The 15,277-nt window shown below is 33.3% G+C and carries 12 protein-coding genes; 2 read left to right on the forward strand and 10 right to left on the reverse strand.

Features of this window, described 5'->3' with window-relative positions; translation table 11 throughout:
• Positions 1–2: 2 nt before the first annotated feature.
• The 10 genes from fadB to ACA31_RS00675 all read right to left on the reverse strand — a co-directional run bounded on the left by fadB (position 3) and on the right by ACA31_RS00675 (position 13,678).
• Positions 3–2,261 carry a 3-hydroxyacyl-CoA dehydrogenase/crotonase FadB gene (fadB, locus tag ACA31_RS00630; protein ID WP_057511459.1) on the reverse strand — a complete coding sequence of 753 codons (2,259 nt, stop codon included), beginning with the start codon at positions 2,259–2,261 and terminating at the stop codon, positions 3–5.
• Between the two features lie 50 nt (positions 2,262–2,311).
• The gene (gene fadE, locus ACA31_RS00635; protein WP_057511460.1) at positions 2,312–3,520 is read right to left on the reverse strand and encodes an acyl-CoA dehydrogenase FadE; all 1,209 of its coding nucleotides are present in this window, start codon (positions 3,518–3,520) and stop codon (positions 2,312–2,314) included.
• Positions 3,521–3,588: 68 nt separating this feature from the next.
• On the reverse strand, positions 3,589–5,115 hold the full coding sequence (fadD, locus tag ACA31_RS00640; RefSeq protein ID WP_057511461.1) for a long-chain-fatty-acid--CoA ligase FadD: 1,527 nt from the start codon (positions 5,113–5,115) through the stop codon (positions 3,589–3,591).
• Between the two features lie 18 nt (positions 5,116–5,133).
• A complete protein-coding gene (gene fadX / locus ACA31_RS00645; protein ID WP_057511462.1) occupies positions 5,134–6,708 on the reverse strand; it encodes a fatty acid degradation protein FadX in 1,575 nt (524 codons plus the stop codon).
• A gap of 349 nt (positions 6,709–7,057) precedes the next feature.
• Positions 7,058–7,489 (reverse strand): universal stress protein, encoded by a 432-nt coding sequence (locus ACA31_RS00650; protein WP_057511463.1) that lies wholly within the window; start codon positions 7,487–7,489, stop codon positions 7,058–7,060.
• A 395-nt stretch (positions 7,490–7,884) separates the two neighbouring features.
• Positions 7,885–9,384, reverse strand: coding sequence for a tripartite tricarboxylate transporter permease (locus ACA31_RS00655; RefSeq protein ID WP_057511464.1), 1,500 nt, complete (start codon positions 9,382–9,384; stop codon positions 7,885–7,887).
• A gap of 14 nt (positions 9,385–9,398) precedes the next feature.
• Positions 9,399–9,842 (reverse strand): tripartite tricarboxylate transporter TctB family protein, encoded by a 444-nt coding sequence (locus ACA31_RS00660; protein ID WP_057511465.1) that lies wholly within the window; start codon positions 9,840–9,842, stop codon positions 9,399–9,401.
• A 13-nt stretch (positions 9,843–9,855) separates the two neighbouring features.
• Positions 9,856–10,836 carry a tripartite tricarboxylate transporter substrate binding protein gene (locus tag ACA31_RS00665; protein ID WP_057511466.1) on the reverse strand — a complete coding sequence of 327 codons (981 nt, stop codon included), beginning with the start codon at positions 10,834–10,836 and terminating at the stop codon, positions 9,856–9,858.
• Between the two features lie 355 nt (positions 10,837–11,191).
• Positions 11,192–12,685 (reverse strand): FAD-dependent tricarballylate dehydrogenase TcuA, encoded by a 1,494-nt coding sequence (gene tcuA, locus ACA31_RS00670; RefSeq protein WP_057511467.1) that lies wholly within the window; start codon positions 12,683–12,685, stop codon positions 11,192–11,194.
• A gap of 126 nt (positions 12,686–12,811) precedes the next feature.
• Positions 12,812–13,678: a LysR family transcriptional regulator gene (locus tag ACA31_RS00675; RefSeq protein WP_057511468.1), complete on the reverse strand. Its 867-nt coding sequence runs from the start codon at positions 13,676–13,678 to the stop codon at positions 12,812–12,814.
• Between the two features lie 408 nt (positions 13,679–14,086).
• Between ACA31_RS00675 and ACA31_RS00680 the strand changes: the two genes are divergently transcribed.
• Both ACA31_RS00680 and ACA31_RS00685 read left to right on the forward strand, forming a co-directional pair.
• Positions 14,087–14,731 carry a hypothetical protein gene (locus tag ACA31_RS00680; protein WP_057511469.1) on the forward strand — a complete coding sequence of 215 codons (645 nt, stop codon included), beginning with the start codon at positions 14,087–14,089 and terminating at the stop codon, positions 14,729–14,731.
• 189 nt (positions 14,732–14,920) lie between these two features.
• Positions 14,921–15,232: an ArsR/SmtB family transcription factor gene (locus tag ACA31_RS00685; protein ID WP_057511470.1), complete on the forward strand. Its 312-nt coding sequence runs from the start codon at positions 14,921–14,923 to the stop codon at positions 15,230–15,232.
• Positions 15,233–15,277: the final 45 nt, after the last annotated feature.

A 15,277-nucleotide genomic window follows, 5' to 3' on the forward strand; every position in this document is an offset into this window, starting at 1 on the left:
TATTAATTGCGTAGTGGTTTTCCTTTTGCTAACATGTGTGAAATTCTGTCATACGTTTTTTTATTTTGTAAAAGCTCTAAAAATCTTTCTTTTTCAAGTGTCTGTATATATCTTTGATTCACGTATGTGTTACGTGGAATGTCACCGCCCGCTAATACTTCTGCCACTTTTAACGTAATTTCATAATCGTAGTCACTGATAAAGTTACCCATACGTTGTGCATCTAACTGACCTTCAGCTAATGCCTTAAAGTCTTTGCCTAAAGCAATGTATTGTGATTTTGGTGTAGGCACGTAATTTGTTTCTGATTCATAACGTGCTCTATTTAATGCAACTTCAACACGTCTTTCAGTATTCAAGATCACAGTATCTGTTTCTCTCAAATAACCATATTTCACTGCTTCATATGCATTTGTTGAAACTTTTGCGAAACCAACTTGCATTAATATTCTAGTAATTGAATCTTGTTTATCATTCTTTTTATGATTTGTACGCAATACTCTATCCGTTAATTCTGCGAGTCCACCACCAGCTGGTAGTATGCCTACGCCTGTCTCGACAAGCCCGATATAAGTTTCACTTGCAGCTACCGCAAACGGGGAATGAAGTACAAGTTCACAGCCACCACCTAACGCCCTGCCTTGAACTGCAGTAACAACTGGTTTCAATGCATGTTTCAGTCTAGTGAAAATATAATGTAGCTTTTCGACCATGACACCTACTTCGGATACAACGCGATTTTCTTCGTGTGCTTTTTTCATTTGATACAAATTCGCACCGACACTAAAGTTTTTTCCGCCTGCATAAATGACCATGCTACTATAATCTTCATCTTCTAATTTGTTAATAGATTCTAATAAATCATCAAGAAATCCATCAGTAATCACGTTGTTTTTACTTTGTAATTTTAAAAGCAATTGATCTTTATTTGCTACCGATAAGTTAGAATCTGCTCTTTCCCAAATCTCTTGGTCAATATACTCTGCTACTGGTGTAACACGTTCAATAGATTCACCTTCACTGTAGAATGGTTCATTGCGTTGTTCTATCCAATCTGGAAGTAAGCCTAATTCTTCTTTCATGCGTGACTTCACACGCTCAAAGCCCATTAAGTCCCACAATTGGAATGGTCCTTGCTTCCAGTTAAAGCCCCATACTATGGCACGATCAATATCTTTAAAATCTATTGCTGCTTTAGGCACATTAATTGCTGAATAATAGAAATTATTTCTCAATGTTTCCCATAAAAAGATCCCAGCATCATCTTGTGCATTAAAGATAACATCTAAGTTCGAAGCCAAGTCTTTACTAAATTTACCCAAAATCTCTAATTGTGGTGTTTGTGGTGGCACATAGTCATTTTGTTCTGAATCAAAAACAAAACGTTTTTTATCTACTTTTTTATAAAATCCTTGTTTCGTTTTATTACCTAACGCACCTTTTGCCGCTAATTTTTCCGATAGTGTTACATCGTGGAAAAATGGTTGTTCATCTGGCACGTTTTGCATGCCTTTAATTACTGTCATAGCAATATCAAGACCAACTAAATCTGATAAACCATATGTTCCCATTTTTGGTCGTCCAATACTAAGACCAGTTAAAGCATCCACCTCTGTAATAGAAAATGCCTGGTTTTCTGCTCTGTACATAATGTCATTCATCGTTTGTGTACCGACACGGTTAGCCACAAAGCCTGGCACATCATTTGCGACGATGACACCTTTACCTAATACGTCTTCTGCAAATGTTTGCACACGTGCCACTACTGTTTTAGACGTTTTTTCATTTGGAATTACTTCGACTAACTTCATAATGCGTGGTGGATTAAAGAAATGCATTCCGAAAAATCGGGCTTTATCTTTTGGTTCAAATACATCTGCAATCGATTCTATTGGAATACCTGATGTGTTCGTCGCAAATATAGCATCTTCTTTTGCTACACCTTTCACTTTATCCCAAACTTGATGTTTAATATCCACTTCTTCTTTTACTGCTTCAATATAAATGTCAGCGTCATCTTGCTCCACCAAATCTTCATTAAAATTGCCATAAGTTAAATTTGAGGCAAAGGCTAAATCAAATAGTTGTGGACGCTTTGGATTTGTTATGATTTCATATGCTTTTTTGGAAATTTTATTAGGTTCATTCTCATCAATCACAATATCTAATAATTTTACTTTTAAACCTGCGTTGACAAGGAGCGCAGCGATTTGACTACCCATCGTACCTGCACCTAACACAGTTGCTTTTCTTATCGTCATACTAAAACCTCCAACTTTTTTTCTATATCTTCAATTGTTCATGCTTTATATTAAATAAATGCTGAATCTCCTGTGATTGCTCTGCCAATTACGAGTGCATTGATTTCATGTGTACCTTCATATGTGTAAATCGCTTCGGCGTCCGCAAAGAATCTTGCAATGTCATACTCTCCAGCTAAAATACCGTTCCCACCATGCACGCCACGGCCCATTGATACAGTTTCTCTTAATCTCAAAGCGTTCATCATTTTAGCTGTTGATGTTGCAACTTCATCATATTCACCTTTGGATTGCATACGTGCAAGTTGTGCACATGTTGCCATAGCCTGCGCTAAGTTACCTTGCATCATGGCTAGTTTTTCTTGAATCAATTGGAATTTACTAATTTCTTTACCAAACTGTTTACGTTGCGTTACGTAGTCTGTCGTAGCTTTTAATGCGCCTGCCATCGCTCCTGTTGCCATGTATGCAACACCAGCACGAGTAGAATATAATACTTTCGCAATATCCTTAAAGCTGTTAATATTTTGCAGTCTTTGTTCTTCTTTGACTACAACATTTTTCAAACGAATTTTTGCGTTAGGAACGATACGGAGTGCAATTTTATTTTCAATAAGTTCGATTTCTACGCCTTCTTGGCTAGGTTCGATAATGAAGCCTTTAGGTTTACCAGTGTCTACATCTACTGCATATACTGGAATCACATCGGCTACATTTGCACCACCGATCCATTTTTTCTCCCCATTAATAACCCATTGATCACCTTCACGTTTTGCAGTAGTTTCTAATCCACCTGCGACATCAGAGCCATGTTCTGGTTCTGTTAATGCAAAGCACGTACGTAATTCATGTGATTGTAATTTTGGTAAATAATAAGCTTGTTGTTCTTTACTACCACCAAACCAAAACGAATTATGACCTAAGCCTTGATGCACACCTAGTAAAGTCGCTAAAGATACATCAAATTTAGCTATTGTGTAAGACATAAAGAATTGGAATAATTGGCTGGGTGTTTTTTCACCTTCACGACCTTCAAATAGTAACGGATTTTGGAAATAGTTTAGTTTGCCCAATTCTTCAAAATAGTCTTCTGGTTCAGTGGCATTTAACCAATGCTCATTAACTGAATCTCTATATTTTTCTTCTAACATATCATTAAGCTGTTTTAATAATTTAACTTCTCCTTCAGTTAAATCTTTCGCAATACTTAAAATATCCTCTGGATATAGTGCTTTGATTACTTCTTCTTTTGTTGGCATAATTAAAACCTCCACTTTAATGTTAACGTTTACAAAATTTGTCAAAAAATTTATAAAACATAAGTTATTTAAACTAATTCATCACCTTGTTGACGCGCTTTGTCAGCTTTACTATTCATCTTCTTCTGTAACTCTAACTTATCTGGTTTTGAAGTTGAGTTCAGTGGAATATTTGTTAATTTTAAATACATTCTCGGAATCTTATATCCAGCTATGTGTTCTCTCATGTGCTCGTCTAATTTTTGTTCAAAGTCTGGATCATCTTCAGCCAATACTACTGCTGCTGAAACAGATTCTCCATATTTTGGACTTTCATAGCTCACTACTACACCTTGCGCGACTAATGGATGTGTTGCTAAGACCGCTTCTACTTCAGAAGGCAGTACATTTTCACCACCAGTGATAATCATTTCTTTACGTCGATCAACGATATAAATATCGCCATCTTCGTCTATTTTTGCTAAATCTCCTGTTAAGAAATAGTCATCCATAAAATTTTTAGCTGTTTCTTCAGGTTTTTTCCAATAACCGGGTGTAACATTATTACCCCTTATAGCTAATTCACCAATTTCTCCAGTTTGTACATCTTCAAATTCGTCATTTAAAATGCGGTAGTCCACGAACATGACGGGCTGTCCAATACTCCCAGGCTTTGTAGTACCATTTTCTGGTGTATTAACCATCGTGAGTGGTGCTTCCGTTAAACCGTAACCATTAATGATAGATAAACCCATGCTGTTAAATTTCTTTTGCACAGCTGGTAGTGGCGCAGATCCACCTTGAAGTAAGAATTCAATATTATTGAAATTTTTAACATCAAAATTTTCAGCAACTAACATTGCATAATACATCGTTGGGATCTGTATTAAATAATCGGGTTTGTAATGTGCCATGAGATCATTCAGTGCTTCACCATTGAAATAACGTTGTATAATCAGCGTGCCACCTGCCATTAACAATGGTAACGTCAAATCATTAAAGCCTAATATATGAAACATTGGTGTCGAAACAATTGTTTTATACGTAGAATTTATTTTATAAGTGAGCGCCGTGTTTATTGGATTACTGACGAAAGTTTCATACGTAAACATAACGCCTTTAGGTAATCCTGTTGTACCACTCGTGTACATTAACGCTGCTAAATCATCTTTTTCTACATTTACCGTTTTGAACGGACGGTGATTGTTGGGATCCACTATATCATCATATTGCTCGGAATCAACATCCATATGAATAAGTTCGTCTGCAATGCCTTCTAAACTTGATAAATGTTTTGCTGAATAGAAGATCAATTTTACATCGGAATCTTTAATCACACTTTCAATTTCCTGTGTTTTTAAGCGCCAATTCATTGGTAAATATACTGCACCTATTTTGAATGTAGCGAATAGTAAATCTAGTATAGCGACATCGTTTGGTGAGAAAATACCAACGACATCCCCACGTTCTATGCCTTGATCTTGTAAATGATTTGCTAAATTTTCTGCACGTTTATTTAAATCTTGATATGTCCATTCAGTACCTTTAAATGGATCGATAATTGCTGGCTTTTCTTCATCAAATACTGCTCTCGTTTTAATCCAGTCGTAATTCATATTTTTCTCCCCCTTAATTTAAATACGATCTTCCGACTTAATTACCTGAGACAGACCTCCCCATGTGTTTTGATAGATATCACTCTGTGTTATGTTGACCTCTTCAGAAATGATTGGTTGAAACTCCATATTTGCTAAAATATCTCGTTCTAAATCTAAACCAGGTGCAATTTCAATTAATTTAATACCTTTGTCCGTCAGTTCAAATACTGCGCGTTCAGTAACAAAATAAACTTCCTGTGCTAATTTTTGTGCATTTTCAACATTAAAATCTATGTTGCCAACTTGTTTTACAAATTTAGGTGACTTACCTTGTGTTTCCACTTGGGCTTCACCATTCGCGAAATTTAGTTGACCCCCAACAACCATTGAAGCTGAAAAAACAATTCTTTTAACTGATTGGCTAATATCAATAAAACCACCACAGCCATTCATTTTGTCTCCAAATTTAGATACATTAACATTGCCATATTGATCTACTTCAGCAAAGCTTAGAAATGCAACATCTATGCCATCGTTATAAATAAAATCCCATGTTAGCTCATGTCTCATACGTGCACTTAGATTGTAGTTCATACCAAAGTAATTACCGCTACTAATCAATCCACCAAAAATGCCTGTATCTATATTCGTTTGAACTAAATGGTTGGCTTGCTCCTCTTCTAAAACATTCGACAATTCATTATTAATGCCAAAACCAATACTGATTACGTCTCCCTCAAGTAAAAATTGAGCTGCACGTCTCAAAATCACTTTACGGGTGCCTAATGCTATATATGGCTCTCGCATCTCAGTAATCTGATAATGTCCTGAAAGTGCTGGGTCATATTGTGTTTGGACAACCTGTCTATGATATTTCGGATTACTATTAACTACAACATAATCTACAAGTTTACCTGGAATAAATACATCGCTCGGATTGAAACGCCCACTTTGGATTACTGCTTTCACTTGCACAATCACTTTACCTTTATTCTTATGTGTAGCTGCTGCAACACTGTACCCCTCTCCAAGGTGCGCTTCATGAGTCATATAAATATTACCTTCTGTATCGGCATATGTACCTCGTAACAATGCGACATCAATTTCTGGAAAATCATAATTTAAATATGTTTCTCCCTTGATCTCAATTAAAGATACTAAGTCCTCTGTCGTACGTGTATTTACTTTGCCACCAGAATATCTAGGATCGATATTTGTATTAAGTCCAATCTTAGTAATTGTTCCTGGTGAAGCATATGTTTTACTACGATAATGCGTTGTAATAACACCTTGAGGTACGTAATAGGCTTCAATACCATTATTGCGCATTGCATTGATTGTCTTAGGTGAACCAGTAATAATACTTGTAATTAATCGTTTGATCATACCTCTTGAGACAAAAGAATCTAAATCATAACTGTCACCACGATAATCACTAATATCGTTTGCCAACATAAAAGTGAAGGCTTTAGGTGTTTGATACTCATCATACTGATCGACTAATGTTTTAAGAATTTCAGCTGGTAAGTTAGCCGTTGATAATGCTGCTAGGGCTATCACATCATCTTCATTAATGATGTCTTTCAAATCTGAAAACGGAATAATTTTCATACTTGCGACTCCTATCCTTATTTAATAAGACTATTTTATCTATCATTTCCCCTTTGAAAAATCTCTCCTTTTCAATACATGTAAGCCCTTACATGTAATATACCATCATTCTTGAAAATTATGCAAAAATTTATTATTTTTCATAAAATTTAATTAATAAACAGGTTAATGGTAGCCTCATATTAGGACATTAAAAAATCCCTTCAAGCACCACATTTTTTCAGCGCGTACTTTGAAGGGAGAGTGGGGAGAGTATACCTTTATGAAATTATAGTTATTGTTAGGTCAGTATATATTAAAAAATTAGGACATGATACTTAGTGTAATAGGGTTTCCATGCTCTTTATTCTTATTTAACAATTAATACTGGAACCGCACTCCTTTTAGCAACCTTATGCGTCACATCTCCTAAAACGTGTTTAATATTTAAACTCACTCTATGATTACTCATAATTACTAAGTCGTATTCACCTTGATTTATATCTCCAGAAGTAATTTTTTCTAAGATTGTATCTTTAACAGGTCCAAAATCTATCTCTACTTTATATTGAATCTTTTTTTCATCTAATTCGTGTAAAAATGGAGCAAGATCTTTTTCTTTTTCTCTAATAATATCACTCTTATGTTCAATGTAATTTTCTAAATTAGTTGCAAAATTTGCTTCTTCAACAACATGATAAACTGTAACAATTGAATCTGTATCAACCATTTTTGCTAAATGATCAGGAATAGCACTAAAATTATTTTCGAAATCATAAGGTAATAATATATTGTTAAACATATACACTAACCTCCTATTGATAAGTATTTAGATACCTATTATTAATATAATACCCTTAAATATATATTTTAAATTAGCAACAAAAGATGCCAGTTAGTTAGAGAGAAAAATGCAAAATAGTCGAAGTAAAAAGAATGAAAATAAAAAGTAGAGCTAAAATTAATTAATATTTTAAATAATTACCACTAAGATGATCCTTATTGATGAACTGAGGCCCCAATTAAGGGGGTGTGAAATGAATTTATTCGGAGATTTTTCTTATAAAACTTAGGATTCAACAAAACTAGACTACTTGTATCCTATAGAGTTCAGGAGTTTAGCAGCCTAGAAAATAGTGTTTTTATTAAGTTCTATTTAAGGTTTCCGTGCCTTGAAAAACGAACGGTTTCTTTATGCTATTTTTTTACTTTCATTCTTTTGAATCCTTTAATAATAAGCGGATAAAACAACGCTAAAATAGTCATCAATGATAACACGATACTAATTGGTGACCCTAAAAATATATCTGCTACATTGTTATTACTAACTATCAAGCTTTTACGGAAATTTTGTTCCATATCTGAACCTATAATTGCTGCCAAAATCAAAGGTGCAAGTGGAAAATCTAATAATTTCATAACTAATCCAACAATACCGAAAATAATTAAAATATAGAAATCAGTTATACTATAACCTAATGTATATGTACCGATAAACGCTAGCACCAAAATAATTGGATATAAAACTTTGGGCGGTGTGCGTAATATCTTTAGTAACAAGCCTATTAAAGCAATGTTTAAAATCACTAAGAATATATTACCGATAAACATGCTATTAACGAGTGTCCATATCGTTTCAGGTTCGTTTGCAAATAATAAAGGTCCTGGTTGTAAACCTAGCATAACTACCGCACCTAAAATTACAGCTGTTGTTCCTGATCCCGGCACGCCCATCGTTAATAAAGGTATTAAAGCACCTACTGAGGCAGCATTATTAGAAGCTTCTGGTGCAGCTACGCCCTCTATTTGACCTTTTCCAAAATTTTTACCATTTTTAGATATTTGTTTTTCGGTTGAATAGCTTAGCATTGCCGCAATAGAGCCACCAGCGCCCGGTAAAACACCGATTAAGAATCCAATAGGGCTTTGTCGAAACATAGCACCTCTTGTTTTTTTCCAATCTTCTTTTGATAATTTCATTGATCCTACATCAGCTTTAGGTGGTTTCAATGCGTGTAAATTTAAATAATTATATAATACTTCCGCTACTGCATATACACCAATGATAACGACTAAGAAATTGATACCTTCACTTAAATGAGGAATATCAAAAGTGAAACGATAAATACTTGTTTGTAAATCAACACCTACTGTACTAATAATTAAGCCGATACTCGTAGCGATAAAGCCTTTGACCATCTGCCCAGATGACAAAGTTACAATCGCTGAAAGTGTAAATAAGAATAGTAAAAAATATTCTTGTGGACCAAATTTTAAAGCAAAATCAGACAGCGGCTTAGCTAAAATAATAAAACCAAATACTGCAGTAATACCTCCGATTAATGAAGCAATAGCTGAGATTGTTAGTGCTTTACCAGCCTCTCCTTTTTTGGTCATTGGGTAACCATCAAATGTCGCTGCAATTGCTGAGCCATCGCCTGGCGTATTTAATAAAATTGAACTTCTGGAACCACCATACATGGCTCCATAATAAATTGAAATCATTAAAATCAACGCACTTACTGGCTCCATACCGAATGTCACAGGTATGAGTACTGCAACCGCAGTTGCAGGTCCTAATCCAGGTAACATACCTACCACTGTACCTAGAAATCCACCGATAAGCACCCATAAAAGGTTCATCGGATGAAACGCAGTTGATAAACCTTCTAAAAAACTGCCTGCATCAATCCCCATTTTAATCATCCTCCTTAAGGTAAGCTGACATTCAATAATTGTGCGAATGTGTACCATGCAATGCCAGAAAAAATCACCGTAACTAAAATATTTTGTAACCATCTTTTATATCCATTAATTAAGAACATAATGGCGCCTAAAAATATAATTGTTGAAATTAAAAAACCGAGACGTTCAAATATTAAAGCGTATATTACTGTTAAGAAAATTGTTAAGACGATACGTATAAATGTTTTTCTCTCTAGTAATTGTGAATATGCTGTAAATGTTTCATGACGTTTTTTAAACTCTTGAAAGAAATAAACTATGCTCATTATCAATAGCAATAAACCAACTAACATTGGAAAATACATTGGACTATTTGGATTACCAATGTTTGATTTTGGTATATTTAAAGTCAATACTAAATAAATAACACCAAATAATATTAATAATATTGGAAACACAAGTCGCGACATTCGTACTCCCCCTTTATTTCATACCTGAATCTTTGACTAACTTTTTATATTTCTTACGTTGTTCTTTTAAAAATATCTTGCTTTCTTCACTATCTTTATAATAGTTTTCCCAATCATTATTCTTTCTTATTTTTTGCCATCTATCCGATTTCACTACGTCCTTCATAGTTTCATCCCAATAGGCAATTTGTTCTGGTGTCATATCTTTCGGCCCCATGACACCGCGCCAATGTGGAAAGACGACATCAATGCCTTGTTCTTTCCATGTAGGCACCTCTTCAATACCTTCAACAGGATTATCTGCAGTGACTGCCAACATTTTTAATTTTCCAGTTTGGTGTTGTTCTTTTACTTCAGAGGCAGAAGTAGAGGCAACATCTACATGGCCACCTAATAAAGCTGTTTGTAAATCTCCACCACTTTTATATACTAGGAAATCTATTTTTTCTACATCAACGCCATACGCCTTAGCTGCCTGTACAAAAGCTAAGTGGTCATTATTACCTAAACCTGGTGCAACACCTATGGTTAAAGATTCTGGATCATCTTTTAATTTTTCCATCACTTCTTTACCAGAACTTAAGTTGGATTGATTAGATGCAGTTAAACTAATCCATTCAGTAGCTAAAATAGCAATAGGTGTAAAGTCATCTGTACCTAAATCACTTACGCCTAATTCATTGTTAGACAATAATAAACTGGAATTAATAGATAAAGTGTTCGGTGAACGTGATTTTAAATATTGCCAACCTACTTCTCCACCGCCTCCAGGTTTATTAATCACATTGACGTTTTGTTTGGCTAAGTCCTCATCAATCATGATGTTTTGTATCGCACGAGCCGTTGTATCCCAACCCCCTCCTGGTGAAGCTGGTGCAACAATTTCTATTGTTTCATTAGGAAACTGCTTACTTGATGCACTTGATTTATTGTCGTTGCTACAACCTGCTAATACAATTGAAAAAATGATGATTAAAATCCCCCACCTTTTCATCGTAATCCCCCTTTTATTGAAAGCGTTTTCAAAACTTTGCATTATACTCTACTTAAAAATATTGAACAGAACATAATCATTCATTTAATATAGTTAAGTATCGACTGAAAATTTCGATTATTATAAAGATCAAATGGCAGCAACCTGTTATGATTAGGCCATTTAATGACATTCTTGCCTCCCTGTAATTTCATGCTATGTGGAAATATCCATGGCGATCAGGGGAAGCTGGTTCTCTAACGGTTAATGATACACGTTTGTCGCTAATGGATATTTATTTGCAATGCCTAGTCAATTTGTCTATTAGGAAGCGTAACAGCATGTGTGGTTTTTATATATTGTGTAAAAACTATTCTCACTTGTCTATTTGGTTCTTTTGTACATATTCCGCAGCTGATTTTCCAGCTCTCTTACCAAAAACTGAACCAGACATTAAACCAGATCCTCCCGGATAATTATGATAGAACAATCCTCCTACCATTTCTCCTGCAACAAATAATCCAGCTATAGGATTGGATTGTTCATCTAAAACTTCAGTTTTAGTATTTGTAGAGATACCGCCAAAAGCAAAAGTAATACCACACGTAATAGGAAACGCATAATAAGGTGCCTGGTCAAATTTTAAAGCCCAATTTGTCTTTTCTGGGCTAATACCTTTGGTGGATTTACCATCTTTCACACTTGGATTATAATCTCCATTCTGAACGCTAGAATTATACTCACCAATCATTTCTACAAAATCATTAGGATTTACATCCATTTTTGAAGCTAGTTCTTCTAAGGTGTTGGCTACAATCTTAGTCGCTTCTTTCAAATTATATTCTTTTCTCAGCATAGGACTGACTTGAGAATCATAAATTTGAAAAGCTTTTTGGTCAGGTTGTCTCAAAGTCTCTTTCCCATATTTTGCATAAGTATAATTTCTAAAATCAGCACCTTCGTCTACAAATCTTTCTCCATTTTTATTGATGATTAAGCCCAACGGATAAGATGACTTTTTATAAATATCACCAGGTTTTGAAAAATCACCCACCTTAGGCGCGTTATAATCTGTCGTATGAGCATGGCAACCATTATAGTGACCTGCTTTATTTGCTCCAATTTCTGTTGCCATCTCTATTCCGTCACCTGTGTTATATTCAGTACCTCTAACTATTGCTTTTTCCCATTCTTCTCCTAAGTATTTAACCCTTTTACCTTTACTAGCTTCAAAACTTCCACATGCTAATATAACAACTTCAGTGTTAACAGATATTTTTTTTTTATTATTGTCTAGATAAGTTACTGCTGTCACTTTATTATCATTCATTTCAATTTTGTTAACTTCAGCACTATATATAATATCGATACCTAATTCATGGGATTTTTTAAACAGGGAATTCATTAATCCTATCCCTTTATCTACTGTTTTTATGGGTAAACCACCCCAAAAAGTTTTGTTTCCATTAATTTCAAAGTACTGATTTTCATTTAATTGAAATTCTACTCCCTGTTTTTTCATCCATAAAATAGTTTCAAATGACTCATTTGATAAAAATTTTGCTAATTCTGGATTACTCTCACCATTAGTTACTCTTAAAATATCATCATAAAAATCGTCAATATTATAATCAGGCATTTGGATTTCTGATAAATCACTTTCAGATAACGCTGTGACAACTTCCTTTATTCCATGCAAGTCATTGTAAGCAAATCTTATTGCCCCATCAGTAAATATAGAGTTTCCTCCCCTTTTTTCTTTAGGCGCTTTTTCTAATACAAGCACTTCACTACCATTCTCTTTTGCTGATATTGCTGAACTTAGTGCAGCATTCCCAGTTCCAACTACAATTACGTCATATTTTTTCAAAAATATCCCTCCATAAAAAAAGTAATCTAAAAGTATCTCCCTTTAGGTTACTTAATAAAATATAAGAAGGGAAATACATATATTTTATTTATCGTCATAAAATAATTTTATGACATTTTGTTTATCTTAATTATTATTCTTATAATAATTTTTAATACGTCTAATAAACTTTTGCATTAAAGGGTAATCTTCTTCTTCCCTGTATAATAACCAAGTATCTCTATAAATTATTTCATTCTTTTTATTTTTAATAGGTATAATATTTAAGTTTTTATATTCCCTGACACCAATGTTTGGAGCAATTGCATAACCCATACCTTTTTCTACTAACTTTAAACAAGACTCCAAATTATCAATTAACATCGCTTCATTTGGAGGCTCATTATAGGATTCTTTCCACCAGTTATCAATAGTATTTTGTAGTCCTGTATCTGTCTTAAAAGCTATCCTCGACTTTGAAGGTAATTTTTCTAAATCAATCTCATCTTTACTGATTATACATATGGGTTCTTTATTTAATAGTGTTTTATAACCCTTCCAAGATGCATTTCCTCTTACTATTGCAATCGAAACTTCGTCAGATTCTATTAATTTATAGATAGACTGACTCCAAGAGGTAACAATTTTGAATTGAACTTTTTGAAAATCGTTTGTAAAACTACTAAGTAGTTCAGGTAAATCATATCTGGCTAAATTTTGAGAGACGCCGAGCCTGATGACGCCTTCATCTTCATTATCTATAGTGTGGAGATAATCTTTCATCTTATTAAATCCATTCAATGTTTTCTTAGCATAATTAACTAGATGACTACCTTGAGAAGTAAATCTAATACCTTTCTTAGTACGTATTATTAATGACACTCCAAGTTCTTGTTCAAGTGTATTAATTTTGTAACTTAACGAAGGTTGAGATACATATAATTTTGTCGCAGCTCTTGTAACATTTCTTTCATCATCTAGTGCTTTTATTATCTCTAAATCTCTAAAATCCATAGCTGTTTGCCCCTTTGATTGAGTTAATCACAAATGATTTTTATCATATTTCATTATGTAACTATATTAGAAACTATCATGAAACGTTATTAAACTCATCTTAAAGTTAACATATGATCAAAATAAATAAATTTAAAACTACTTACAATTATATTTGAATGAATCAATTATATTTCTTTAAATGATGAACTTTGATATAGTCGGATATTGAATATAAAATATCAGAATTATATTAATAAGGAGAGTAATGTATTTTGTTGAAATATTATTTCAATTCAAAAAAATATCGGCTTTAGCACTTCACATTTTAATGTGGGGTGTTTTTCTATGTGTTTAAATAATCGTTCAATAATGGAGGTGTGATGACTATCCATTATATGAACAAAAATTTTATAAGGAGCGTAATGTATGATTGCAAAGGATAGTATTATCAATCCATTTAATATCATTTGTAAAAATAAATATGAAGAAACAAATGTCTTCACATACAATAGATTAATAGATTATGGAAGTTCTTATTATTATTTAAAAAATACTTCATTTGATTATATTTCAACAAGTGTTGTTAGTAGATGTGATGGTGAAGAAAACGAAGCATTCAAATCCAGATTCAAGCATTTTGGGGAAACCGAAAAATTTTGTATTGAAAAACTAGAAGTATCATCTACATTTGAAAATAAAGGCGTTATGACCATCATGTTTTGTGATGTTATGCTAGCAATGTTAACTAGCAAAGTATCACACCAACATCATATAGAGATTAAATTTATAAATACATCAGATTTAATAAAAGATGGGAAAATAGTAAATGTTTATCACAGTGTATTACCTAATTATGAATTATCAACAGTTAAACCTGATAGTACAAGAATATCTTTAGAAGGCCAGCGTAATAAATCAAGTATTGAATTTTATCAAGATATTTATAACATATTTCCTTTAGAGACTAGAAAGGAAGATATTGAATATTATACAAATCTAAGAGATGAAAAAATAAAAACCTTTAACGAAAAGTTAAAGGTCCTTTATCTAGTTAACAACAAGCACCAATAACCTTTGTTATTAAGAATAAATTTGATTTTGAAATAATTAAGAGACTCCCTTTTGAAAGGAAGTCTCTTTTAATATATATACTTGGAATATTAGATGTTTTAGTGAGAATAATATTTAAAATTTTGCTACTTTTCTTTTAAATAGTTTTTTGTATTGACATTTCGAATATTCTCGAATATTATGTACATTATGAAAAACTTAGTAGAAACTTTTAAAGTATTAAGTAACTATACCCGTGTTGATATCTTAGTTTGGCTAAAACATCCTAGTGAACATTTTGGACATATTTATACAGGTGAATATTTAAAAGAAAAGGGAGGCGTATGTGTAGGAGATATACAAGAAAAAGCCAATATGTCGCCCTCTACTGTCTCACATTATTTAAAAATGATGCAGCAAGTAGGGCTATTAGAATCCGAAAGACATGGTCAATGGACTTATTATAGAAGAAATGAAGAAAGTATTAATGAATTAGCCAATCTAATAAAAGAAGATCTTTAGAGATCTTTTTTTATTGATTATAATTCGATAATTCGCGAAATAAGG

It is taken from the genome of Staphylococcus sp. NAM3COL9, from assembly GCF_001431205.1.
Lineage (GTDB): Bacteria > Bacillota > Bacilli > Staphylococcales > Staphylococcaceae > Staphylococcus.

What these genes read in the sequence shown, in the direction of transcription:
- fadB (WP_057511459.1), bottom strand. Translation starts at nt 2,261, where the DNA reads ATGACGATAAGAAAAGCAACTGTGTTAGGTGCAGGTACGATGGGTAGT.
- fadE (WP_057511460.1), bottom strand. Translation starts at nt 3,520, where the DNA reads ATGCCAACAAAAGAAGAAGTAATCAAAGCACTATATCCAGAGGATATT.
- fadD (WP_057511461.1), bottom strand. Translation starts at nt 5,115, where the DNA reads ATGAATTACGACTGGATTAAAACGAGAGCAGTATTTGATGAAGAAAAG.
- fadX (WP_057511462.1), bottom strand. Translation starts at nt 6,708, where the DNA reads ATGAAAATTATTCCGTTTTCAGATTTGAAAGACATCATTAATGAAGAT.
- ACA31_RS00650 (WP_057511463.1), bottom strand. Translation starts at nt 7,489, where the DNA reads ATGTTTAACAATATATTATTACCTTATGATTTCGAAAATAATTTTAGT.
- ACA31_RS00655 (WP_057511464.1), bottom strand. Translation starts at nt 9,384, where the DNA reads ATGGGGATTGATGCAGGCAGTTTTTTAGAAGGTTTATCAACTGCGTTT.
- ACA31_RS00660 (WP_057511465.1), bottom strand. Translation starts at nt 9,842, where the DNA reads ATGTCGCGACTTGTGTTTCCAATATTATTAATATTATTTGGTGTTATT.
- ACA31_RS00665 (WP_057511466.1), bottom strand. Translation starts at nt 10,836, where the DNA reads ATGAAAAGGTGGGGGATTTTAATCATCATTTTTTCAATTGTATTAGCA.
- ACA31_RS00675 (WP_057511468.1), bottom strand. Translation starts at nt 13,678, where the DNA reads ATGGATTTTAGAGATTTAGAGATAATAAAAGCACTAGATGATGAAAGA.
- ACA31_RS00680 (WP_057511469.1), top strand. Translation starts at nt 14,087, where the DNA reads ATGATTGCAAAGGATAGTATTATCAATCCATTTAATATCATTTGTAAA.
- ACA31_RS00685 (WP_057511470.1), top strand. Translation starts at nt 14,921, where the DNA reads ATGAAAAACTTAGTAGAAACTTTTAAAGTATTAAGTAACTATACCCGT.